This is a genomic window from Bradyrhizobium erythrophlei (assembly GCF_900129505.1).
GTDB lineage: Bacteria > Pseudomonadota > Alphaproteobacteria > Rhizobiales > Xanthobacteraceae > Bradyrhizobium > Bradyrhizobium erythrophlei_D.
On sequence record NZ_LT670818.1, the window covers coordinates 1,134,175 to 1,158,927 of the forward strand.

The 24,753-nt window shown below is 60.4% G+C and carries 19 protein-coding genes; 9 read left to right on the forward strand and 10 right to left on the reverse strand.

Annotation, left to right across the window (positions count from 1 at the left end; all coding sequences use genetic code 11):
* Positions 1-9 precede the first annotated feature (9 nt).
* The 6 genes from B5525_RS05430 to B5525_RS05455 form a co-directional block, all read right to left on the reverse strand.
* The gene (locus B5525_RS05430; protein ID WP_079565081.1) at positions 10-1,647 is read right to left on the reverse strand and encodes an ABC transporter ATP-binding protein; all 1,638 of its coding nucleotides are present in this window, start codon (positions 1,645-1,647) and stop codon (positions 10-12) included.
* Between the two features lie 7 nt (positions 1,648-1,654).
* Positions 1,655-2,833, reverse strand: a complete 1,179-nt coding sequence (locus B5525_RS05435; RefSeq protein WP_079565082.1) for an ABC transporter permease — start codon at positions 2,831-2,833, stop codon at positions 1,655-1,657.
* Positions 2,833-3,939, reverse strand: a complete 1,107-nt coding sequence (locus tag B5525_RS05440; protein WP_079565083.1) for a microcin C ABC transporter permease YejB — start codon at positions 3,937-3,939, stop codon at positions 2,833-2,835. The genes B5525_RS05435 and B5525_RS05440 overlap by 1 nt, the downstream gene beginning before the upstream one ends.
* A 3-nt stretch (positions 3,940-3,942) precedes the next feature.
* On the reverse strand, positions 3,943-5,811 hold the full coding sequence (locus tag B5525_RS05445; protein ID WP_079572976.1) for an extracellular solute-binding protein: 1,869 nt from the start codon (positions 5,809-5,811) through the stop codon (positions 3,943-3,945).
* A 14-nt stretch (positions 5,812-5,825) separates the two neighbouring features.
* Positions 5,826-7,724, reverse strand: a complete 1,899-nt coding sequence (locus B5525_RS05450) for an extracellular solute-binding protein (RefSeq protein WP_079565084.1) — start codon at positions 7,722-7,724, stop codon at positions 5,826-5,828.
* A 237-nt stretch (positions 7,725-7,961) separates the two neighbouring features.
* Complete coding sequence (locus B5525_RS05455; RefSeq protein WP_079565085.1) at positions 7,962-8,510, reverse strand: c-type cytochrome; 549 nt, start codon at positions 8,508-8,510, stop codon at positions 7,962-7,964.
* A gap of 210 nt (positions 8,511-8,720) precedes the next feature.
* On the opposite strand from B5525_RS05455, the gene B5525_RS05460 reads away from it, so the two are divergent.
* Positions 8,721-9,467, forward strand: coding sequence for a 3-deoxy-manno-octulosonate cytidylyltransferase (locus B5525_RS05460; RefSeq protein WP_079565086.1), 747 nt, complete (start codon positions 8,721-8,723; stop codon positions 9,465-9,467).
* Positions 9,468-9,592: 125 nt separating this feature from the next.
* Positions 9,593-10,453 (forward strand): prephenate dehydratase, encoded by an 861-nt coding sequence (locus B5525_RS05465; protein ID WP_079565087.1) that lies wholly within the window; start codon positions 9,593-9,595, stop codon positions 10,451-10,453.
* Between the two features lie 155 nt (positions 10,454-10,608).
* On the opposite strand, the gene B5525_RS05470 is transcribed toward B5525_RS05465, so the two are convergent.
* Positions 10,609-11,628: an LLM class flavin-dependent oxidoreductase gene (locus B5525_RS05470; RefSeq protein ID WP_079565088.1), complete on the reverse strand. Its 1,020-nt coding sequence runs from the start codon at positions 11,626-11,628 to the stop codon at positions 10,609-10,611.
* A 408-nt stretch (positions 11,629-12,036) separates the two neighbouring features.
* On the opposite strand from B5525_RS05470, the gene metF reads away from it, so the two are divergent.
* The 5 genes from metF to B5525_RS05495 all read left to right on the forward strand — a co-directional run bounded on the left by metF (position 12,037) and on the right by B5525_RS05495 (position 20,453).
* The gene (gene metF, locus B5525_RS05475) at positions 12,037-12,942 is read left to right on the forward strand and encodes a methylenetetrahydrofolate reductase [NAD(P)H] (protein ID WP_079572978.1); all 906 of its coding nucleotides are present in this window, start codon (positions 12,037-12,039) and stop codon (positions 12,940-12,942) included.
* 3 nt (positions 12,943-12,945) lie between these two features.
* The gene (gene metH, locus B5525_RS05480) at positions 12,946-16,833 is read left to right on the forward strand and encodes a methionine synthase (protein ID WP_079565089.1); all 3,888 of its coding nucleotides are present in this window, start codon (positions 12,946-12,948) and stop codon (positions 16,831-16,833) included.
* 1,225 nt (positions 16,834-18,058) lie between these two features.
* Positions 18,059-18,382, forward strand: coding sequence for an effector-associated constant component EACC1 (locus B5525_RS47710; RefSeq protein ID WP_425305289.1), 324 nt, complete (start codon positions 18,059-18,061; stop codon positions 18,380-18,382).
* A 6-nt stretch (positions 18,383-18,388) separates the two neighbouring features.
* Entirely contained in the window at positions 18,389-19,687 is a 1,299-nt protein-coding gene (locus B5525_RS05490) for a caspase family protein (RefSeq protein ID WP_079565091.1), read from the forward strand.
* 424 nt (positions 19,688-20,111) lie between these two features.
* Entirely contained in the window at positions 20,112-20,453 is a 342-nt protein-coding gene (locus B5525_RS05495; RefSeq protein WP_079565092.1) for a hypothetical protein, read from the forward strand.
* Between the two features lie 66 nt (positions 20,454-20,519).
* Here B5525_RS05495 and B5525_RS05500 read toward each other — a convergent pair whose 3' ends face one another.
* From B5525_RS05500 to B5525_RS05510, 3 genes are all read right to left on the reverse strand, one after another.
* The gene (locus B5525_RS05500) at positions 20,520-21,428 is read right to left on the reverse strand and encodes a class I SAM-dependent methyltransferase (RefSeq protein ID WP_079565093.1); all 909 of its coding nucleotides are present in this window, start codon (positions 21,426-21,428) and stop codon (positions 20,520-20,522) included.
* Positions 21,429-21,646: 218 nt separating this feature from the next.
* Entirely contained in the window at positions 21,647-21,958 is a 312-nt protein-coding gene (locus B5525_RS05505; RefSeq protein WP_244567837.1) for a hypothetical protein, read from the reverse strand.
* Positions 21,959-22,484: 526 nt separating this feature from the next.
* On the reverse strand, positions 22,485-23,117 hold the full coding sequence (locus B5525_RS05510) for a glutathione S-transferase family protein (RefSeq protein ID WP_079565094.1): 633 nt from the start codon (positions 23,115-23,117) through the stop codon (positions 22,485-22,487).
* Positions 23,118-23,281: 164 nt separating this feature from the next.
* Between B5525_RS05510 and B5525_RS43615 the strand changes: the two genes are divergently transcribed.
* Positions 23,282-24,310, forward strand: a complete 1,029-nt coding sequence (locus B5525_RS43615; protein WP_154073075.1) for a hypothetical protein — start codon at positions 23,282-23,284, stop codon at positions 24,308-24,310.
* Entirely contained in the window at positions 24,294-24,731 is a 438-nt protein-coding gene (locus tag B5525_RS43620; protein WP_154073076.1) for a hypothetical protein, read from the forward strand. Before B5525_RS43615 ends, B5525_RS43620 begins: the two co-directional genes overlap by 17 nt.
* Positions 24,732-24,753 lie beyond the last annotated feature (22 nt).

Below are 24,753 nucleotides of genomic sequence, written 5' to 3' on the forward strand. Positions count from 1 at the left end.
CCGCGGCAATCATTCCGCGACCGCGCCGCCCGGCGCCGCCTCGATCCGGAACGCGGCGGCGAACAGAGCGCGGGTATAGTCGGTCTTCGGGTTCTTGAACAATTCCGAAGCCGGGCCCTCCTCGACCACCTTGCCGTGCCGCATCACGATCAGATGGCTCGCCAGCGAGGCTACCACGCGCAGATCGTGCGAGATGAACATGTAGGTCAGATCGCGCTTGCGCTGCAGCTCGCGCAACAGGTCGACCATCTGCGCCTGGAACAGCATGTCGAGCGCGCTGGTCGGCTCGTCCAGCACGACGAAATTCGGCTCCAGCACCACCGCGCGCGCGATCGAGATGCGCTGGCGCTGGCCGCCGGAGAATTCATGCGGATAACGGAACCGCGTCGCCGGATCCATGCCGACATCCCTGAGCGCCTTGATCACCCGCATTTCGCGCTCCTCCCGCGACAGCGCGGATTGATGCACGCTCAGTCCTTCGGCGACGATATCGCCGACCGACATGCGCGGGGAGAGCGCGCCGAACGGGTCCTGGAACACGATCTGCATGTCGCGGCGGAACGGCCGCATCGCCTTGAAGCGCAGGCCCTGGATGTCCTTGCCCAAAAACACGATCGGCCCGTCGGAGGAGATCAGCCGCAACAGCGCGAGCCCCAGCGTGGTCTTGCCGGAGCCGGATTCGCCGACCACGCCCAGCGTCTCGCCCTTGCGCACCGACAGCGTGACGCCGTCGACCGCCTTGATATGCCCGACGGTCGCGCGCAAGAGGCCGCGCTTGATGGGAAACCACACCTTCAGATCGCGCGAAGAAATCACGACCGGCGATTCCGGGCGCGGCGGCGCCGGATCTGGCTTCGGTTCCGCCGCCAGCAGCGCTTTTGTGTAGGGATGTTTCGGGGCGTTGAACACCTGCTCCACCGGCCCCTGCTCGACGATCTTGCCGCCGTTCATGACGCAGACGACGTCGGCGATACGGCGCACGATGCCGAGATCATGGGTGATGAACAACAGGCTCATGCCGAGCCGGGTGCGGATGTCCGCCAGCAGCGCCAGGATCTGCGCCTGCACGGTGACGTCGAGCGCGGTGGTCGGCTCGTCCGCGATCAACAGGTCGGGTTCGTTGGCGAGCGCCATCGCGATCATGACGCGCTGGCGCTGGCCGCCGGACAATTGATGCGGGTAGCTGGCGAGCCGCGTTTCCGGTTCGGGAATGCCGACCTGCGTCAGCAGGTCCAGCGTCCGCGTCCGCGCCATCGCGCCGCTGACCGGCTGGTGCAGGTGCAGGATCTCGACGATCTGCGACTCGATCGTGTGCAGCGGATTGAGCGAGGTCATCGGTTCCTGGAAGATGATCGAAATGTCGTTGCCGCGGATGCCGCGGATATTGTGCTCCGAGAGCTCAAGCAACTCCCTTCCCTTGAAGCGGATGCTCCCCGAAGGGTGCGACGCGGTCGGGTACGGCAGCAGCTTCAGGATCGACAGGGCGCTGACGGATTTGCCGGAACCGGACTCCCCGACCAGCGCCACGCACTCGCCGCGCCTGATTTCGTAGGAGATATGATCGACCGCGACCGAGGTGCCGCTCGGCTGGTGGAACGCCACCGACAGATCGCGGACATCGAGCAGGGGCTGGTTGATGGCGTCCATGCGGGTCCTACCTGAACGTCTTGCGCGGATCGAACGCGTCGCGCACGGCTTCGCCGATGAAGATCAGGAGCGACAGCATGATCGCGACCGCGAAGAATCCGGTGAAGCCGAGCCAGGGCGCCTGCACATTGGCCTTGCCCTGCGACAGCAATTCGCCGAGCGACGGCGAGCCCGGCGGCAATCCGAAGCCGAGGAAGTCGAGCGCGGTCAGCGTCATCACCGAGGACGACACGATGAACGGCAGGAAGGTCATGGTCGCGACCATGGCGTTCGGCAAGAGATGCCGGAACATGATGGTGGCGTTGGAGACGCCGAGGGCGCGCGCCGCCATGATGTATTCGAAATTGCGGCCGCGCAAAAATTCCGCGCGCACCAGGCCGACCAGCGACACCCAGGAGAACAGCAGGAGGATGCCGAGCAGGATGAAGAAGCCCGGCGGCAGCACCGCCGAGATGATCAGCAAGAGATACAGCGAGGGGATGGCGTTCCAGATCTCGATCACGCGCTGGAAGATCAGATCGGTCCAGCCGCCGAAATAACCCTGCACGCCGCCGGCGGCGACGCCGATGATCGACGAAAATAAAGTCAGCGTGAGGCCGAACAGCACGGAAATGCGAAAACCGTAGATCAGGCGCGCGACCACGTCGCGGCCCTGGTCGTCGGTGCCGAGCCAGTTGTATTCGAGGTCGCGGCAGCTCTTGAGGCCCTTCTTCTCGACCACGCTCTTGCATTCGGCCTCGGTCAGCATCCAGGTCGGCTTCGAGGGCGCCGGCGTCGGCAAGTCGAGATTGTGGGTGTCGTAGGAATAGCGGATCAGCGGCCAGACGATGAAGCCGTTCTTTTCCTTGATCAACTTCTGCAAATAGGGATCGCGGTAGTCGGCGGCGGTCTCGAAGTCGCCGCCGAAGGTTGTCTCCGAATAGGTGATGAAGGCCGGCCAGTACAGGTGGCCGTTGAACTTGATCAGGAACGGGCGATCGTTGGCGATCAGCTCGGCGAACAGCGAGACGAAGAACAGGATCATGAAGATCCAGAACGACCAGTAACCCCGTCGGTTCGACCTGAAGTTCTGCCAGCGGCGGCGATTGAGCGGCGACGGCGTGAAGCGGTGCCGCGTGACCGGTACGGCCTCGCCGAGCGGGGCCTGCGTGGTGGTTTCGACCGGGGGCGGCGCGATGATCGTCATCAGACTTCCCGCGCCTCGAAATCAATCCTGGGATCAATCCACATGTAGGCGAGATCGGAGATCAGATTGACCACAAGGCCGACGAGAGAGAAGATGAACAGCGTTCCGAACACGACAGGATAATCGCGGTTCAGCACGCTCTCGAAGCCGAGCAGGCCGAGCCCGTCCAGCGAGAAAATGGTTTCGATCAAGAGCGAACCCGAGAAGAAGGCGTGGATGAACGCGCCGGGAAAACCGGCGATCACGATCAGCATGGCGTTGCGGAAGATGTGATTGTAGAGCACCTGCGTCTCGCTGCAGCCCTTGGCGCGCGCGGTCATCACATATTGCTTGCGGATTTCATCGAGGAACGAGTTCTTGGTCAAGAGCGTCATGGTGGCGAACGCCCCCAGCGCCATCGAGATCAGCGGCAGCGTGATGTGCCAGAAATAATCGATGATCTTCCAGTACCAGGGAAACTGCGACCAGCCGTCGGAGGTCAGTCCGCGCAGCGGAAAGATGTTCAGAAACGAGCCGCCGGCGAACAGGATGATCAACAGGATCGCGAACAGGAAGCCCGGAATGGCGAAACCGACGATGATCACCGCCGAGGTCCAGGTGTCGAACTTCGTGCCGTCCTTGACCGCCTTGCGGATGCCGAGCGGGATCGAGATCAGGTAGGTCAGAAGCGTCATCCAGATCCCGAGCGACATCGAGACCGGCAATTTCTCCTTGATCAGCTGCAGCACGCTGACGTCGCGGAAATAGCTCTTGCCAAAATCGAATCTGGCGAAATTCCACACCATCAGCGCAAAACGTTCCGGCGCCGGCTTGTCGAAACCGAACTGCTTTTCCAGGCTCTTGATGAAATCCGGATCAAGCCCCTGGGCGCCGCGGTATTTCGAATTGACGGCGTCGGCGGAAGCGCCGACCTGGCCGCGCGGGCCGAAATCGCCGCCGCCGCCTGAAATGCGAGAGGTGCCACCGGTGTCGGCACCGGAAAGCTGTGCAATGACGCGCTCCACCGGGCCACCCGGCGCGAATTGCACGACGATGAAGGAAACGAACAGGATGCCCAATAGCGTGGGAATCATCAAGAGAATGCGGCGGGCGATATAGGCGTTCATGAATTATTTCGCCTGCTCGGCCTTGGCCGCCTTGTTGGCGTTGAACCACCAGTTTTCCGGCGCGCCGACGCCTTGGGCATACCGCGCGGGCTTGGCAGGATGGTCGAATACGTCCCAATAGGCGATCGGATGCGTGGACCTGAACCACTGCGGCACCCAATAGCGGCCAGCCCGAAACACCCGGTCGAGCGCCCGGCAGGCAAAGGTCAAATCGGCACGCGTCTCGGCGCCGATGGCCTTTTCGATCAGAGCGTCGATCGCGGGACTGGCAACGCCCGCGAGATTAAAGGAGCCTTTGGTGGCGGCAGCCTGCGACGAAAAATACGGCCGCAGGCTGTCGCCCGGCGTCGCCGACATGCTCATGCGCTCTGTCGTCACATCGAAATCAAACCCCTCGACACGCGCGCGGTATTGCACGGCGTCGATCAGCCGGATGCCGGCTTCGATCCCGAGTTGACCGAGATTCTTGATGAAGGTCGCATGGTGCGGTTGAAACGACGGTTCGTCGAGCAGAAATTCGATCGTGAAAACCTCGCCGTTCGGCAGCAACCGCTTGTTGTCCCGGACGACGCAGCCAGCCTCCTGCAACAATTGCGACGCCTTGCGCAGCAGTGTCCGGTCCTGCCCCGATCCGTCCGACACCGGTGGCACGAACGGCGAACCGAACACCTCGTCCGGCACCTGGCCGCGGAACGGCTCGAGCAGCTTCAGCTCTTCCGGCGACGGTGGTCCCTCCGCCACCATGTCCGAATTCTGGAACGGCGAACAGGTACGCGCGTAGGCGCCGTACATGACGGTCTTGTTGGTCCACTCGAAATCGAACGCGCAGCCCACGGCCTCGCGCACGCGCGGGTCCTTGAATTTGTCGCGGCGAGTGTTGAAGAACCAGCCCTGTCCGCCGGACGGCGTTTGATCCGGCAGGGTCTCGCGCTTGACGCGGCCGTCCTTGACGGCCGCAAAGTCATAGCGTGTGGCCCAGATCCGCGCGGTGAACTCCTCCCGATAGAGATAATTCCTGCCCGAGAAGCCCTCGAAAGCGACATCGCGGTCGCGGTAGAATTCGTAACGCACAATATCGAAGTTGTAGCTGCCGCGGTTGACGGGAAGATCGGCGGCCCACCAATCCTTGACGCGCTCGTATTCGATGTAGCGGTTGACCTCGTACTTGCCGACCTTGTACGGGCCCGAGCCGAGCGGCGTGTCGAGCGTCGATTCCTCGAACGGGCGCGTCGCATAATAGGCCTTGGAGAAGATCGGCAGGCCCGCGACATAGAGCGGCACGTCGCGTGCATGCTTTTCGGCCAGCGTGACCACCACGGTCACATCGTCGAAGGCTTCGGCTTTCACGAGGTCGCGCAGTTGAACCACGATCAGCGGATGGCCCTTTTCCTTCAGCGCGGTCAGCGAGAAGGCGACGTCCTGCGCGGTCAGCTTCGAGCCATCGTGAAACCGCGCCTCGGGCCGCATCGAAAAGCGGTAGGTGAGCTTGTCGGGCGAAATCTGCACCGATTTCGCGGCTAGCCCGTACATCGCGTCGGGCTCGTCATTGGCGCGCGCCATCAGCGAGACGAACGTCATGTCCATACCCTGCGCGCCCTCGCCCTTCAGGATATAGGCGTTGAGGGAGTTGAAGGTGAAATAAGACTGGTTGTAGGCGCGAACCGACGGGATCAGTGAAAACAAGCCACCCTTCGGCGCGTCGACATTGACATAGTCGAAATGATGGAAGTCAGCCGGATATTTCAGGTCACCGAACACCGAAATGCCGTGAGCCTCGGTCCCGACTTCGGCCGCGGCTGCCGGCCGCAGCAGCGGCACGCTCAACGCGCCGATTCCCAGGCCGAGCACATGACGGCGGGAAGGCAGCGCCATGCGCGAAAGATCCTTCAAGATCGTTTGCCGATCTTGGCGGCCTTGTCGGCGTCGAACCACCACAATGACGGCAGGCCGGAACGACCGTATTTCGGCAGCGGCTCGGCGTGGCTGAAACGGTCCCAGCGCGCGTAGCGGGAGAAGGGATAGGTGAACTGCGGCACGACGTAGAAATTCCACAGCAGCACGCGGTCAAGCGCCTTGGTTGCGGCCACCAGGCCAGCGCGATCCTTGGCGAAGATCACCTTGTCGATCAGCGCATCGATGGCGGGATTCTTGATGCCCACAGTATTTTTCGAGCCGGGCTGATCCGCGGTCTGCGATCCCCAGAATTCCCGCTGCTCATTTCCGGGAGACAGCGATTGTCCCCACTGGTCGATAATCAGATCGAAGTCGAAGGCGCGCAGACGGTTCTGATATTGGGCATCATCGACCACGCGCACCGAGGCCGTCACGCCGATTCGTTCCAGCGACGGTTTGTAGAACAGCGCGATGCGCTCGGCTGCCGGATCCTGAACCAGGATTTCGACGGTCACTGGCTTGCCCGCGGCGTCCACCAGCTTGTGGTCGCGTACCTCGTATCCTGCATCCTTCAGAAGCTTCATGCTCTCCCGCAAATTGGCGCGCACCGCTTCCGAATTGCCGCCGACGGGATTGGTGTAAGGGGTGGTGAAGACTTCCGCAGGCACCTTGTCGCGCACGGTCTCGAGAATCTGAAGCTCCTGCCCCTCCGGCAAGCCCGAAGAAGCGAGCTCCGTTCCAGAGAAGTAGCTGTCGATACGCTTGTATTGACCATAGAACAGCTGCTTGTTCATCTCCTCGAAATCGTAGGCGAAGTTGAATGCCCGGCGCAGCCGGGCGTCCTTGAACTGGTCGCGGCGCAGATTAAAGGCGAACGCCTGCATCCGGCCGGAATCGTTGACCGGAAACTCTTCCTTCACGACGCGCTTTTCCGCAACCGCCGGAAAGTCGTAAGCCGTGGCCCATTGCTTTGCCGAATTCTCGGAGATCCAGTCGGCCTGGTCGGCCTTGAACGCCTCCAGGGCGACCGAATTGTCGCGGAAGAATTCAAAGCGCAACTCGTCGAAATTGTTCTGGCCCAACTGCGTCGCCTGGCTGGCGCCCCAATAATCCTTGACCCGCTCCAGCTTGACCGACCGGCCGGCAACGAATTCCTTGATGCGATAGGGCCCGGAGCCCAGCGGTGGTTCGAGCGTCGTTGCCGATATGTCGCGCTGGCGGCCCTGACTATCGGTGCCTTCCCAATAGTGCTTCGGCAAGACCGTCAGTTCGCCCACGATGGTCGGCAATTCGCGATTTCCAGGGGAATCGAAGCTGAACTTGACATCGAGGTCGCCGCTCTTTTCGGCTTTCACGACGTGGCGATAATACGAGGCGTACATCGGACTGTATTTCTTCAACACATCGAGCGAGAAGATCACGTCCTCCGGCGTCACCGGCTTGCCGTCGTGCCAGCGGGCCTCCTTGCGAAGGCGATAGATCACCCAGGCAAAGTCATCGGGGTGAGCGACGCTTTCGGCGAGCAGGCCATACTCGGTGGCGACCTCGTCCTGAGACCGCGTCATCAGCGTTTCGTAGATGATCGTTGCCGCCGGCGCGATCGAGCCCTTCACGCCCATGACGGCGGTATTGAAATTATCGAAGGTGCCGATCGATATCATGCGGGCGATGCCGCCCTTGGGCGCATCCGGATTGACGTAGTCGAAACGCTTGAAATCGGCCGGATATTTGATGTCGCCGAACAGCGACAGCGCGTGCCGCCAGGCCGGTTCGCCGCTCGCTGTTTGTGCCGCCGCCGGGCCGACCGACGGGAAAACGGCCGCGGCTCCCAAAGCGGGGGCGACCGTGGCAAAGGCTCCACTCTGCAGAAAATGTCGTCGGGTAATTGCCAAAGAAGAATTCCTGTCGCTTGCGAAACATTACCCCTTAGAAGCGCAATATAAGGCAAGGTTTCGACCGATTAAGTTGCTTTTTCCTCATGATACTAGGTTGTGAAGGCCGATCCTGCGACCAAACGTCCCGATGGGAAGGGCCGCCGGCCGGCCTGGGAACCGATGCGCCCATAGCAAAACGGCCAGGCGGTGGGCCTGGCCGTTTGCACTCAATTTAATCGGAAAGCCGAAACGCCGTTACTTCGACGCGGTCGGCAGCGGAACCGGGCTGTCCGAGAGCGAGCGCAGATAGGCGATCACGTCGGCGCGCTCGCTGTCCTTCTGGATACCGGCAAAGCCCATCGCGGTGCCGGGGACGAAGCCCTTGGGATTGTCGATGAACTTGTTGAGGTCGTCGAAGGTCCACTCGCCGCCCTTGGCCTTCATGGCGGCGGAGAAATTGAACCCGCGGCCCTCGCCCTTGTGGTCGCCGACGATACCGAAAAGGTTGGGACCGACGCGGTTGGGTCCGCCCTTTTCGAAGGTATGGCAGGCCGCGCACTTCTTGGCGGCGGCCGCGCCCTTCTCGACGGAGGCGGTCTGCAGCAGCTTCTCGATCGGCTCGGACGGCGCGGCGGCTTCCTTGGGACCGGCAGCTTCGCCTTCGGCCTTCGCGACGATGGCGAAGCCCGGCTTCTCCGGCAGCTTGGGCGCGAAGAGCGCGCCGGCGGTGAAGCTCGTCACCAGCAGAATGAGGCAGGTGCCCAGAATGGCACCGAGAATTTTGTTGAGTTCGAAGGAGTCCATTTTCGGATCAGGCTCCAGGCCGGAAATGTCGACTATAGGCCGGAGAGAAACGGCCGCGGATGCTACAGGAATCAGGCTTTCGCACCGCACCCGCAAGCCACGATGAGATATCGGTTTGCCCGTGCTCTGGCAACCCGTATAAATGCAACAGCTTTCGCCCCATCCCCATCATTTCCGGCTTGTTAGCGACCGGGCCCAGACCTCACTCTGATGACCAAAACTCGCGCCTTGGTGCTGATTCCCGCCCGCATGGCGGCTACCCGGCTGCCCGGCAAACCGCTGCTGGATATCGCCGGCCTGCCCATGATCGTCCATGTGCTGCGTCGGGCCGAGGCCGCCCAAATCGGCCGCGTCGCGGTCGCCACCGACACGGCGGAGATCGCGTCCGTGGTCACCGCCCATGGCGGCGAAGCCGTCATGACGCGCCCCGACCACCCGTCCGGCTCGGACCGGATCTACGAGGCGCTGTGCCAGCTCGATCCCCGTGGCGAGATTGAGGCGATCATCAACCTGCAGGGCGACCTGCCGACCATTCCACCTCAGGATGTCCGCGCCGCGCTCGCATTGCTCGAAAATCCGGGCGTGGACATCGGAACGCTGGCCGCCGAAATCCGCAGGGATGAGGAGCATACGAACCCGAGTGTCGTAAAGTTGGTGGGCTCACCGTCGGGCGACAAAAGGCTCCGGGCGCTGTACTTCACTCGCGCCACCGCGCCCTATGGCGACGGCCCGCGCTACCATCACATCGGGCTTTATGCCTATCGCCGCACGGCGCTGGAGCGTTTTGTCACCCTCGCCCCTTCGACGCTGGAGCGGCAGGAAAAGCTGGAGCAACTCAGGGCCCTGGAGGCCAGCATGCGGATCGACGCCGCCATCGTGGGTTCGGTGCCGCTCGGCGTCGACACGCCGGCCGATCTCGAAACCGCGCGCGAAATATTAAAGCCTCGTTCTGATTGAATCAGAACGAGGCTTTGTCATTTTGTTTTGACGTGTTTTCTTCACGCGAACCGGCATCCACTTCGCTCGAAAACGCTCTGGAAAAAGCCTGAGCGGCTGCTACAAGGCGCGCCAGGAACACAACCATGACAAAAAAGCTGAAAATCGCATTCCAGGGCGAACCGGGCGCGAATTCCCATATCGCCATCGCCGAGGCCTATCCCGACGCCGAGCCGCTTCCCTGCGCGACCTTCGAGGACGCGCTGGCCGCGATCTCGTCCGGGGAAGCCGACCTCGGCATGATCCCGATCGAGAACTCCGTCGCCGGGCGCGTCGCCGACATCCATCACCTGTTGCCGCAGTCCGGCCTGTTCATCGTCGGGGAATATTTCCTGCCGGTCCATCACCAGGTGATGGCGCCGCGGGGCGCCAAGCTGGCGGATATCAAAACTGTTGAGAGCCACGTCCACGCGCTCGGGCAATGCCGCCGCATCATCCGCGAGCGCGGCATCAGACCGATCGTGTCGGGCGATACCGCGGGCGCGGCGCGCCTCATCGCCGAGCGCGGCGACAAGAGCTGTGCCGCGATCGCCTCGCGCCTTGCGGCCGATATCTACGGCCTCGATATCCTGGTCGAGGACGTCGAGGACGAAACCCACAACACCACGCGCTTCGTGGTGCTGGCGCGCGAAGCGAAGTGGGCCGCGCAGGGTTCGGGGCCGCTGGTGACCTCGTTCGTATTCCGGGTGCGCAATTTGCCCGCCGCGCTCTACAAGGCGATGGGCGGCTTCGCCACCAACGGCGTCAACATGACCAAGCTGGAAAGCTACATGATCGACGGCAATTTCTTCGCCACGCAATTCTACGCCGATGTCGACGGCCATCCCGAGGACAAAAATCTGGCCTTCGCGCTTGAGGAGCTGAAATTCTTCTCGCGCGAGTTCAGGATCGTCGGCGTCTATCCCGGCCATCCGTTCCGGAGCACGTTCAGCGAAAAGGCGGAGTAGGTTTGACGTCGTCCCGGCGAACGCCGGGACCCATACCGCGTGATCTCTCAATAAGGCAGCGGTGGTCGACACCTTCCGCCTAACCAACACCTGTGGTTATGGATCCCGGCTCGCGCTTCGCTTGGCCGGGACGACGCGGGTTTATGCGTTGGTTCCTACGCCGCGACCTTCTTCCCCAATCCGAACGCATCCGCGAGCAGGCTATAGGATTTCTTGCGCGCCTCGTGATCGTAGACAGCGGTGATGATCATCAGTTCGTCGGCCCCACTCGCCGTGATCATCGGCTGCAACTTTTGCATCACAGTGGCGGGGCTGCCCACGAACAGGCGCGAACGGTTGCGCGCGATCGAGGCGCGCTCGGAGTCGGTGTAGGGATAGGCCAGCGCCTCCTCGATGCTGGGGAGCGCCAGATACTGGCCGCGGTCGCGGCGCAGGCGATTGAGGTCCATCGATGAGGCGAGCTTTTCCGCTTCTGCATCGGTTTCGGCCGCCACTACGGCCACGGCTAGAATGCCGTGCGGCGTCGCGCGCCAGATCGACGGCTTGAAATGCGCCTTGTAATTGGTCATCGCCTCGATCGCGTCGTAGCTCGCGAAATGATGCGCGAACGCGAAACCCATGCCGACTTGCGCCGCGAGCTCCGAACTGTAGTCGCTGGAGCCGAGCAGCCAGATCGGCGGCAGCGGCGAATCGTCGGGCATCGCCACCACATTGTTGTAGGGATGGCCGGGCGGAAAACCGCGGGTCTCCCACAGGATCAGTTCCTGCAGCCGTTCCAGGAAATCATCGCCCTCGCGGCGGTCGAGCCGGCTGCGCAGCGCATGCGCGGTGGCGCCATCGGTGCCCGGCGCCCGGCCGAGGCCGAGATCGATGCGGCCGGGAAACAGTGCCTCCAGCATCTTGAAACGCTCGGCGATCACCAGCGGGGCATGGTTGGGCAGCATCACGCCGCCGGAGCCGACCCGGATGCGGCTGGTCACCGCGGCGATCCGCCCGATCATCAGGTCGGGCGCGGGGCTCGCGACCGAAGCTAGATTGTGATGTTCGGCCAGCCAGTAGCGGACGTAGCCCAGCGCGTCCGCGTGACACGCCAGATCGATGCTGTTGCGCAGTGCCGCCGCCGGTTTGGTGCCGGTGGTGACCACGGAAAGGTCGAGGATCGAGAGCGGTATCATGGCCCCAACCTAGTGCGCCGGATCGGGCCGACAAAGCCTCGTCCGGCGCAGATCAGGAGCGCGCCGGCGAAGGACCGGTCAGCGAGCCCGGCTAGACGACGAGTGGGACGAAAATCAGATGTTCCCATAATTCTGATTCTGCCCATCCGGGGCATTGTCATCGGCATCCCAGCCATCCATTCATTAATCGTCTAAAATAGCTGTATATGGCAATTTTGACGGGAACCGTGCCTGGTCGATTCCCTTCCCACCCCCTGTGAAATTGAACCTATATTTCATTTTTCTTGTAAAAATTGGGCAATTTCCCATGAGCGATGGGCTATTGAAGAGGCATCGTTTGGCCTATTTTAGAGCTCTGCAGCTAGAGCTGTCGCGCAGGCGGGTTTGAAACGGAGTTTTGCGGTGCCGATATCCGAGTTTACGCCCCCCGCGCCCGACGGCCACCGGACGCCGGCGATTTCGTTCGAGTTCTTTCCGCCCAAGACCGAGGAGATGGAAAGGAGCCTGTGGGAGACCATCAAGCGTCTGGCACCGCTGTCGCCGAGCTTCGTCTCCGTGACCTATGGCGCCGGCGGATCGACGCGGGAGCGCACCCATTCCACCATCGCCCGCATCCTCAAGGAGACCGAGCTGCTGCCGGCCGCGCATCTGACCTGCGTCGGCGCCGCCCGCGGCGAGATCGACGACATCGTCGGCCGCTATCGCGATATCGGCGTCCGCCACATCGTGGCGCTGCGCGGCGACCCGCCCGGCGGCATCGGCACGCCCTACTCCACTCATCCCGACGGCTATCAGACCTCGGCCGAACTGGTTGCGGGCATCAAGCGGCAGCATGGCGACATCGAAGTCTCGGTTTCCGCTTATCCCGAAAAGCACCCGGAAAGCCGCGACTTCGATGCCGACATCGACGTGCTCCAGGCCAAGGTCGATGCCGGTGCCGACCGCGCCATCACCCAGGTGTTCTTCGACAACGACCTTTATCTTCGCTACCTCGACCGGGTTCGGGCCCGCGGCATCGCCATTCCGGTCGTCCCCGGCATCATGCCGATGCACAATTTCAAGCAGGCCCGCAATTTCGTCACCCGCGCCGGCACCACCGTGCCGGACTGGCTGGCCGCAAAATTCGAAGGCCTCGATGACGACGCCGAGACCCGCAAGCTGGTGGCTGCGACCGTTGCGGCGGGCCAGGTGCAGAAGCTGGCCAAACACGGCATCGATACCTTCCACTTCTACACCATGAACCGCGCGGACCTCGTGTTCGCCATCTGCCATTTGCTCGGTATTCGCCCCAAGGGCGCACAGAAAGCCGCCTGACCGATGACCGTGCCTGTTTCCCCCAAGCGAACCGCTTTGCTCGCGGCAGCCCGCGAGCGCATCCTGGTACTCGACGGCGCCATGGGCACCATGATCCAGGGCCTCGAATATGACGAGGCCGCGTTCCGCGGCGAACGTTACAAGGATTTCCACCGCGACCTCCGCGGCAACAACGATCTGTTGATCCTGACCCAGCCGAAGGCGATCGAGGACATCCACGCCGAATATCTGCGCGCCGGCGCCGACATCGTCGCCACCAACACGTTTTCTTCGACCTCGATCGCGCAGGCCGATTACGACCTCTCCAGCATTGCCTATGAGATGAACCTCGAGGGCGCAAAACTGGCGCGCGCCGCCGCCACGCGGGTGACGGCGGAGGACGGCAAGCCGCGCTTCGTCGCCGGCGCCATCGGCCCGACCAACCGCACCGCCTCGATCTCGCCCGACGTGTCCAACCCCGGCTACCGCGCCGTCACCTTCGACGACCTGCGCACGGCCTATGGCGAGCAGATCAAGGGCCTGCTGGACGGCGGCGCCGATCTGCTGCTGGTCGAGACCATCTTCGACACGCTCAACGCCAAGGCGGCGCTCTATGCGATCGCCGAGATCACGGAAGAGCGCGGCATCGACGTGCCCGTGATGATCTCCGGCACCATCACCGACAAATCCGGCCGGCTGCTGTCGGGGCAATTGCCGGAAGCATTCTGGAATTCGGTGCGGCACGCCCGGCCTGTCACCATCGGCTTCAACTGTGCGCTCGGCGCCGAGGATCTGCGCGCCCATATCGCCGATATCGGCCGTGTCGCCGACACCCTGGTGTGCGCCTATCCCAACGCCGGCCTGCCCAACGAATTCGGCCAATACGACGAGAGCCCGGAATACATGGCGCGGCTGATCGGCGAATTCGCACAGGCCGGCCTCGTCAACATCGTCGGCGGCTGCTGCGGCACCACGCCGGATCATATCGCCGCCATTGCCGGCGCCGTCGCGCCGCACAGACCGCGCATCGTGCCCACCATCGAACCGCGGCTGCGGCTGTCCGGGCTCGAGCCGTTCGAACTGACGCCGGCGATCCCCTTTGTAAATATTGGCGAGCGCACCAACGTCACGGGCTCGGCGCGCTTCCGCAAACTCGTCACCGCGGGCGATTACACCGCAGCACTTCAGGTGGCGCGCGACCAGGTCGAGAACGGCGCCCAGATCATCGACGTCAACATGGACGAGGGGTTGCTGGATTCCGAAAAGGCGATGGTGACGTTCCTCCACCTCGTCGCCGCCGAGCCCGACATCGCCCGCGTGCCCGTGATGGTCGATTCCTCGAAATTCGCGGTGATCGAAGCCGGCCTGAAATGCGTCCAGGGCAAGCCGGTGGTGAACTCGATCTCGATGAAGGAAGGCGAGGCGAAATTCATCCACGAGGCCAAAATCGCGCGGCGCCATGGTGCCGCCGTGGTGGTGATGGCGTTCGACGAAGCGGGGCAGGCCGACACGTTCGCGCGGAAAACCGAGATCTGCAAGCGCGCCTATGACATCCTGGTCGGGCAACTGAACTTCCCACCCGAAGACATCATCTTCGACCCCAACATCTTCGCGATCGCGACCGGGCTCGAGGAACACAACAATTACGGCGTCGACTTCATCGAGGCGACGCGCTGGATCCGAAAAAACCTGCCGCACGCGCACATCTCCGGCGGCGTGTCGAACCTGTCGTTCTCGTTCCGCGGCAACGAGCCGGTGCGCGAGGCCATGCACTCGGTGTTCCTGTATCATGCCATCAAGGCCGGCATGGACATGGGCATCGTCAATGCCGGGCAGATGATCGTCTATGACGACATCGACCCCGAATTGCGCCAGACCTGCGAGGACGTGGTCCTCAACCGCGACCCCGGCGCGTCGGAGCGGTTGCTGGCGCTGGCGGAGCGATTCCGCGGCCAGGGCAAGCAGACCAAGGAGCAGGATCTCGCCTGGCGCGAATGGCCGGTCGACAAGCGGCTTTCCCTCGCGCTGGTGCACGGCATCACTGAATATATCGAGGAAGATACCGAGGCGGCGCGGCTGACCGTCGAGCGTCCGCTCAACGTGATCGAAGGCCCGCTGATGGCGGGCATGAACATCGTCGGCGACCTCTTCGGCGACGGCAAGATGTTTTTGCCGCAAGTCGTAAAATCCGCCCGCGTCATGAAGCAGGCGGTCGCCTATCTGATGCCGTTCATGGAAGAGGAAAAGGCGCGCAACCTCGCCAACGGTATTGCCAGCGACGGCCGAAACTCCGCCGGCAAGATCGTGCTCGCCACCGTCAAGGGCGACGTCCACGACATCGGCAAGAACATCGTCGGCATCGTGCTGCAATGTAACAATTTTGAAGTGATCGACCTCGGCGTGATGGTGCCGGCGGCGAAGATCATCGAAACCGCAAAGGCCGAGGGCGCGGACATCATCGGCCTGTCCGGCCTGATCACGCCCTCGCTCGACGAAATGAGCTTTTTGGCCGGCGAACTGGAACGCCAGGGCATGAATGTGCCGCTGCTGATCGGCGGCGCCACCACCAGCCGCGTCCATACCGCGGTCAAGATCGACCCGAACTACCGCAGCGGGCCGGTGGTGCATGTCAACGACGCCAGCCGCGCCGTTGGGGTGGCCTCCTCGCTGCTCTCGCCGGAGCGGCGCGAGGCCTATGCCGCCGAAGTGCGCGCCGACTACGCCAAGATCTCCGCGGCCCATTTCCGCGCCCAGGCCGACAAGAAGCGCCTGAAGCTCGCCGCCGCCCGCGCCAACGCGGTGACGATCGATTTTGCGAAAACGCCGCCGAAGAAGCCGGCGTTCCTGGGCATCAAATCGTTCCGGGATTACGACCTCGCCGAGCTGGCAAATTATATCGACTGGACGCCGTTCTTCCAGACCTGGGAATTGACCGGGCGTTTTCCGGCTATTCTCGACGACGCCAAGGTCGGCGAAGTCGCGCGCTCGCTCTACGACGACGCGCGCAAGATGCTCGACCGCATCATCAAGGAAAACTGGTTCAAGGCGCAGGCGACGATCGGCTTCTGGCCGGCCAACGCGCAGGGCGATGACATTGTGGTCTATGCCGACGATTCTCGAACCAAGCAGATCGCTACGTTCCACACGCTGCGCCAGCAACTGGAAAAGCGCGAGGGCCGTTTCAATGCAGCGCTGTCGGACTTCATCGCCCCGAGCGCGAGCGGCGTGCCCGATTATATCGGCGCCTTCGTGGTCACCGCGGGCATAGGCGAGGATGTCATCGCCGACCGTTTCAAAAATGCCAATGACGATTACTCCTCGATCCTGTGCAAGGCGCTGGCCGATCGCCTCGCCGAAGCCTTTGCGGAGCGCATGCATGCGCGGGTGCGCCGGGAATTTTGGAATTATGCGCCGGACGAGGCGTTGACGCCGGAAGATCTCATCCTCGAAAAATATCAGGGAATCCGCCCCGCGCCGGGCTATCCCGCGCAGCCGGATCACACCGAGAAGGCGACGCTGTTTGCGCTGCTCGATGCCGAGAACACGGCCGGCGTGAAGCTGACCGAAAGCTTTGCGATGTGGCCGGGCTCGTCGGTCTCGGGGCTTTATTTCGGTCATGCCGAAAGTTTCTATTTCGGCGTCGGCAAGATCGAGCGCGACCAGGTCGAGGATTACGCCGCGCGCAAAGGCTGGAGTGTCGCGGAAGCCGAGCGCTGGCTGGGGCCTGTCTTGAACTATATCCCAACGCAGGATCAATCCGCGCAGGACCGCCGCGTCAAGGAGGCGATGCCGACGCTGGCGCCGGCCGCCGTGCCCGCCAACGATATCGCCTCCCCCGAACTGGCCGCGCATCCGCCGGGCTGCAACTGCGCGGTGCACCTGGCGTATCGCAAGAAGGCGGCAAGGGCGTAGCACTTTTCCGCTCAAAGGTGCGCGGTGCCTCACCAAACTCAGTTGTCATCCCCCGCGAAAGCGGGGGATCCAGTACGCCGCGGCCTCTCGATGAACCACTGGCGTCTCTGGAATACTGGGTCACCCGCCGGAGCCTGTCGTCCGGCCGGCCAAAGGCCGGACCGGATGGCGGGTGACGACAGCTGAGGACGTGGTGCGCTGGGTCCCGCAATGACGGCAAGACACGACTCGGCGTTCTCACGGCGCGATGCGCCCGAGCTTTGCTTCGAACCTTCCGCCCTCTCCGAAAAGAGGGCGCAGGGAATGCCGGGCGCCCGATGCGCCCGATAGCCGCGTGTGCAGAGATAGTGGAGTTAAGCACACGCGTTGTCAGGTCACACCGGAAACGTCCGGCATTCCCCGCGCAATGGTTTTACGGCTTATAGCGCGCTCTCCCCGGTGACCGGGCTTTCTTGCCACCGTCATCAGCGGAATCGCTTCCGCCAACTTGACGCCAGCGTCGGGGCGTCAGGACCACACGATTTTGCCGTCCGCAAAGCGAGCGCCCTCGTCTTTGGCGCCGCTTGCGTCCACCGCATCCTGTCCCGCGTTCGTGACGATCTCGAGCCGCCCCTCTGTGGGACAGGACGGCGAAGGTTATACAGGTGATTTGCGCCTTCGGAAAATCAGAATATTTTTGCAAAGGGGGCCGGACAGCGGTGTCGCCAAGCGACCCGACGGGCAAATCACTTGGGTGGCATTGGAAGAAATTCGCCGAGAAAATCCGGCCGCACGATGGGCTCTAATCCCTCCCCCTTTGCCGGCGGGGTATAGCAATGGTGAAAATTGGGCCTGTCTTGATCAGAATCCCTCCTGGCTGAGAAGTTCAGCGGATATCCCGATTAGCTACCTATGCGGTCGTCTTTCGCGGAAGCGGTCTTGCACGCGACCTCTCGCCGGCAGCGCCGATCGGAATCGGGCGAACGTCTTGATCCTTCACCAGAAATGCGAGGGTAACTTATCCTAATCCCAAGGAAGTGCTGACGGGCTTTATTGGTGGCGGGGACCAATTAAGCCCGGCGATCAAGCAGGCTGCCCTCGCGAATTTAACCATCAAAGGTTGGATCGAGATACTTTCACCTTAAGCGTGTGAGGCGTATGATGTTATCTGGCAATCCATGCGAAAGGTGTTTCCATGGAGATAGAGTTCTTTGACGAAAAGGCGGATCATAACAGTTCCGACCTAATGCGCTGGCTTCGCGATGAAGGGGTTTCCGAAGTTATGTTCGATCGGAAACGCGCGCCCCTTGAGCCGGGGGGGATGGGAGGTGACTTTCTTCCCGTGATTCAAGCCTCATTACCATATGCCTCTGCGACACTGTCGGCTCCAGCCGTCCTTCTGATAATCAAGTCGATAGGAACGTGGCTTCAGGCGGCGAAACGGAAAACCAAGATTCGGATTAAATGTCCGAACGGCGCTGAACTAAACATCGAAACTGACGGCAACAAGAATGTTGACGATAAGATCCTAGAACTCGCTAAACTTTGCTCTCAACATTCCTCACATTGAAAAACAATGACGCTTTCATTTGAACCGTCAAAATCTCGCGTTGTGTTAATCGGCACTACGCATTGTGAGTTCGATGAGGCAAATTTGCCGGATTTGCCCGCGGTTGAGAACAACCTAAAAGAGCTGGCCAAACTTTTCTACAATCCAGAAATAATAGGTCTTCCGACGCGCTGCGTCGAAACAATTCTGGATGCACCCTCTGCGACGTCCTTACTGATCCGTCTAGCCGGTGCAGCAAACAGTGCCACCGACACCCTTTTAGTCTACTATTCCGGACACGGCATCAAATCGAGCGTGGAGTCAGGTCTATTTATAGCGACAAGAGAAACAACTCAGGAGTTGTGTTTTATAAATGGGGTCGAGTGGCAAAAAATTCAACGAATTATTGCGCAATCTCCGGCGGCCAAGAAAATCTTGATTTTTGACTGCTGCTACAGCGGTGAAATTCACGCGGGCGAAATGGGTGGCGCAGCCGAAGCCATTCTTGCGAACGCGCTCGACATAAAGGGCACCTATTCGATATCTTCAGGATCAAAGAACTCTCAATCCTTCTCGTTACCAAAAGACCCATACACTGGATTCACTGGAAGACTAATTGAAACCTTGACAAATGGTATTAGCGAGAAGGTAGAAGCAATTACATTGGATAGGTTGTTTGATGATCTGAAGCGACGAATAGCGGCTTACCCGAATTTACCGGCTCCGCAAAAACGCAATCTCGGTGAGATTAACGAGTTTGTTTTGGCCAAAAATGTTGCATGGGCCTCCGATCCTGAGGTTAGGCTTGAAAAGCTCGAACAGAAATACAAGCGACTGCTTGCAGAGAAGCAAGCGGAGATCAACCAGATCAAGCAGGACAAAGAGGAAATACAAGGGCGTGTCTTGCAGGAAAAAATGTTGGAAATCGACCGACTTCAAACAGACGTTGGCAAATTAGAGGATAGAAATCGAAGCCTGATGGTGACGGCAAAAACGAAGGATGAAGAGGTCGAAACGATCAAGCGAGCGCTTGCGGAAAAGATGGCAGCGCTAAAAAAGAAGGATGAAGAGATCGAGACGATCAAGCGGCTGCTTGCCAAAATCCAATCCCAAACGCCCTCGGAAATGTATGCGAGATGGGCAGAAAATCGGCGTAACGCTCGGGACGAGCTAAAGAACGCTCGGGAAGACAAGCAAAAGGCTGAAAAAGAAATCAACAAAAAAAATGAGACGACAAAAAAGACTTGGACCGGATTTGTATTACGAATCCTTGGAGCACTCGTTTTGATGTACATTTTTTTTCAAGTGTTTGTCAGCCACCGCTAACAACTCAAGTGCATAGCTGCTCTTCACGTATATAATGCGTTGGAATATTTTCGTCTAATCGATAAACAGTCTCAGGCTGAAAATTGCTAACTCGAGTTTTGAAATTAGCAGTTTCTCGATCCAAAATCGCCGATCTCCCGGTGCCAAGTGAGGGTTTGCTGGACAGTTGGTTAAGCTAATCCCCCCTTGCGGGCAGGGTAGCGCAGCGAACGATGTGTCGGGGCGTGGCGCTTGGCTGTGCGCCAAGAATCTCTTTGCTGAAGCACCCCCCACCCGACCGGCCTTCGGCCGGCCACCCTCCCCGCCGCAAGCGGGGGGAGGGATGAAGAACGCCTCGAGACAAATGCTCCGAATGACGGAATTGTAACTGGCAGCACGCTGCGAATCACCGGCTAGATCGGACGAAGGCCGAGGGGACACCGCCATGTCGCGCCATCACATCCTGCCGCCGATCGTCTACACGCCGGCGCCGCCGAAGCCGAAGAAGACCGAGCGGCGCCCGACGAGCGCGTTGCAAAAGAGCGGCGCGGCCGCGAGCGGGGATGTCGGCGAAACCCAGGAAACCGGCGAGGTCTTCACATCGGGCACGCTGGCGCAGGCTCCCGTTCATCCGCGGGGCCCGTTTGCGCCGGTGGAATCAGCCGAGCGCCGGATACCGTCCACCACCGGCAAGCTCAGCGATGGCACGCTGAAGGAATTGCTGCTGGCGCAGGAACGGGATCAGCAAGGCACGGCCGTTGACGGCACACCGGACGCGAAGCCCTAGCACGGCGCGCCCCGTGCCGCGTCCCCGGCATCTGCGGGATCCCACGGCCGCTTCAACGCACCGCAGCTAATCGCGGGGGAAAGATATCCCAATTCCTGCGCCAGGATACCAATGGTCCTTGGGATTTTCCTTGAAAAACAAAAAATGCCTTCCCGTCCTGGCGGAAAATTTAAAAAGCTCATTCGTGACATGGGAATTATCGCCGAGAACAATCGCCTTCGGTGACAGCCTGGATTCGACGAGTCCGTACTCCTGCCCCTCATACTCGGCGGAGTGATCGCTGTCGTTGATGAAGAGGTCGATGGTTTCGTCGATGCCCCGCAACGACGCGATTGAATCGCCATACAGGATTTTGCCGTACTGGTTGAGTGGCTCCGCCAAAAGAACGCCGGCGTCGGGATTGATGTCTGTGCCGTAATATTTACCGGCGTACCCCTCCCCGGCGTTACGGCGCAACGCCGAACATAGAAGGACACTTCCGAGACCGAAATGCACCCCCGTTTCTATTGTCACGCGCGGCTTCATCGCTCTGGCTATGGCATACCATCCCAGCCGTCTTCCAAATGAAGTTGGTTTGTCGATTGGAAGCGCCGCTGCCCTCGGGCAAAGATAATCTGACAGGTCCGCCTCGGGCTCTTCAAGATAAGAGCGAATAATATCAATCTCGGCGCCCGTCACGGTGGAAACGGTCGCAGCAAGATAGTCAAGGCTCTGTTCGGTCAAATCGTACGTGAAGTTATCGTTCTCGCGGGAGTGGTGCGCCCATCGCGGAATCTCCAATCTGGCATATTGGAAATAACTTTCTGCGAACTCTATCCGGGATTTTACCAGATCGACGGGCGGCGGGTTCGTCGGCTCAGTTAGCTGGGGTGGCACCGAAGGACTTCCGACGATCGTGAGCGCCATTCGCTTCAGCGGAGCCTTCACCGAAACAGGCAATCTTCCAACGATCGAACGATAGGCTGTGTGCAACATGGTCACCCCGGAGTTGATGGCGGCAACCTACCACACAACCGGGGTTCGAACAGCCGTCACGGCGGCAGCCGCGGATGTTTCGTGCTTGAATCGTCGATTTCCGTGTCGACACGCCGACATTGCTTGATCTCGTCGCCATCGCACGTGCCACCAGGATGCGCCGCCGCGCGGCGGTCGCACCCTGGTGATTGTGTTTCAGGCTGACGTTGCTGCGCGCATCACTGGCGGACATGGCGACGACCATCGTAGCCAAAGGAATGATGGAGCTGGGCGCGGGACGAGGCAGCAGGGCGCCCCATTGCCGCATAAGCGTTGCTTTCCCGAAAGACAGGAGCCGCACCGTTTGCCCGCTCCAGGCCCATTCTGCCTGCAGGTGTCAGCGCGCCTCCGTTGAGGACATCCCGGTCCGGGTATTGCGCCTGAAACGCATCCGGATTCGAGTTGGCCCAGGTTGGGAGCTGCGCGCTTGCAGAGCTTACCGTGGCGATCGACAGCAGCGCTGCTGCGATCAGAATTTTGAATGTAGTCATTGTCGTTCTCCGTGTTGTTCTGTGCGGAGAACTCGCGCTGGCGATCACTGCTGCTTGGTTAAAGAACGTTTCCTGCGGAGTTTTCTGTTGAGGAGTATGTAGGCGTCGCATCGGAGAATGCTCGCCGAGTGAACATCACGCTTGCGCGACACTGCGTGAATGGCGGCTTGTGTGAATCACCAATCGTGTTCGATCAGCATGCGGCAGGCGTGATTTCAATAGCGTTGACAATGGCACGGCGTTGCCGACGGTGTAGCGGAGCAACGACTAAAAAATTATTTCGATTCCTAAAAACGCATTTAGTCGCTGCGGCCTCTTGTCCCTCCCCCTTGCGGCGTCGAGACGAGCGAAGTTCGCTCTTGGGGTGGCACATCGTGAGTGAAGCGAACGATGTGACGGGTAGGGGTCGCGCACGGCAGTGCGCGGAAAAATTCCTTTGCTGAAACACCCCCCACCCGACCGGCCTTCGGCCGGCCACCCTCCCCACCGCTTGCGAAGCCGCAAGCGGGGGGAGGGACTAGAACGCTCAATCGCCGCTCGGCGGGGCGAGCGGCTGCGCGATTTCGGCGAACACCGGCAGCGCCTCACAGCGCGCGCAATGGGCCGCGAGTTCGGGATAGCGCGCGGCGGGAAACAGCGCCGGGTGCGCCTCGCCGGCAAAGCGCAGCACGCAGGCGACCGCGATGTCAGCGTGGCCGATGCGTGTCCCGAACCAGTACGGCGTGATGACGCCGGCGCGCTCCTGTTCCAGCACGTCAAGCACGCCACCGACCTGGCTCACGCAGCGATCGACCCAGATTTTCGACGGCTCCTTGCGCAGCACGCGCTCATAGACAAGGCTCACCGCCTTGTCGCCGAGCCCGGTCGCCAGCGCGCATATCTTCAAGCCATGCCGCCGCTCCGGCCCGCGCACGGCGATCATCGCCTTCTCCGGCCCAACCAGCTCGTCGAGATAATCCAGGATCGCCGTGCTCTCGATCAGCGCCTCGCCGTCGTCCAGCACCAGCGTCGGCACCCGCCGCAGCGGGTTATAGGGCGCGATCTTGTCGCCTTCGCCGAAGGTCGACCACGGCCGGTGCTCGAAGGCGAGCCCGTAAAGCCGCAGCGCAATCGCGACGCGGCGGGTGAAGGGGGAGTCGTATTGGCCGATCAGGAACATGGCTTAGTAATTATCCTCAAGAAGATGGAGTTAGCGAGCACGCATTTTGCGCCGCAGCTCTAGCGTGGTTTCCGATTGACCAGATCGCTCACTTCTCGTAATAGTTGTAACTATATTTACGTCACAAAAATTGAATCGAGCAAACCTTTTGAATTGGAGGCAAGATGTTGAAAGAACTTTTTGGTGCCGCTCTTGCAGTGGCCCTGGCTCTATTAAACCTCTTGGTCAGTTCTGACGTTGCCTTTTCTGACAAGCTTGCCTGCGATTTAGTCGGTCATTTAGGACCTAACATTCCGAATGCAACAAGCGAACGTCAATCATTTTTTGAAGGCGGGAAGAATTATCCAATAGACATACATTCATTGTCTGAACCCGCACCTTGGCAGCAAAACTTCCTTTGCTTCCGCTACGAGGTAGTAAATCCCAGCAATGAAACAATTCCACTCTTATTTTGGAAGCTGATCGACGATTTCGGCGCACAAGATTTGGATACATCTCGACAGCGGGTAAGAGTCAGACCATCGGCCTTTAAAGATCCAATACGGGCTCCAACCGAGTTGAGCGCCTTTAGACGGGCTCATGTTGAAGCCGAGGTTTGGATGAGCGTCGAAGATGCACAGAAGAAAGCGGCAGACGCCAACAATCCATCCCTACAGTTTATTTATACAAAGCCAACCAACTACGGCGGAGCCATCGCAAAAGCCGTCGCATTAGGACAGCTTCCCGATTCAGAGGTTCTGCAGGTCCAAAATAAAGGCGACCTTTCTCAAATTCCCCCCGTGGCTGATGTGATCGAGAACTCATCAGGAAAAGTTAGGGTCTCTTCCTACGTGATTAGAGAAAAGGGTGCGATTTTCACCGAAATTTCCGCTAGGCCCGCTTCCAACAAGGTCAGACCAAGAATATTCGCACCGGCGTTGCTAGCTATGTGGAGCAAATCTCCCGAGATATTCGTCTCAACATTGGCTCGCTTGAGGGAGTCACCCGAATCTCTTGAAATTTCAACTGTTGACGGGACGGCGCGAATCCAAATGCCTAGCAATGCTGCAGCTAATGCGCCGCTTTTCTTAGTCGAACACCCAATTACAATTCGTTGGGAGGGGAACAACCCGAGTTCGCAATGCATACTAGTTGCCTCGTACAGCGCCTTCCCCGTGAATCTAGGAGAAGATTTCTGTGAATCAAAGAAATGAGCTTCTGAAGCTTGGATTTGGCAAAGCTTGTGAGTTTGTTTTTGGTGGGATAGGAGGTTGGTTGGCGGGTATGTTGGTTGCTGCAGGAGGTGCAGGATCTCAGATATTTTATTATCAAGAGGGATGGTACAGAGCTTTCGGAGCTTATCTGCTAATCCCTCTTTTTGTAGTTCTTGCTTATATTTTCTTGCTTCCTAATTACCCGCCAAGACCCCGTTGGGTCATCGCGATACTTGCCGCGTTACCTATGTTGATTACTTTCTTGGTGGCGCGAGCGTACATCCCTCCATCAAGCAGCTTTGGAGTTGTGGAATTTGTGGCTTTTTGGACATTCATAGCCCAGCTCGCCGCAACAATTTTGTTGGGCAGTTGGTTTCTTTTCTGGCAGTTGCGCGACGAGCTTTATCCTAGCTCACGCTAATGGGCCTATCGACTTCGGGCTC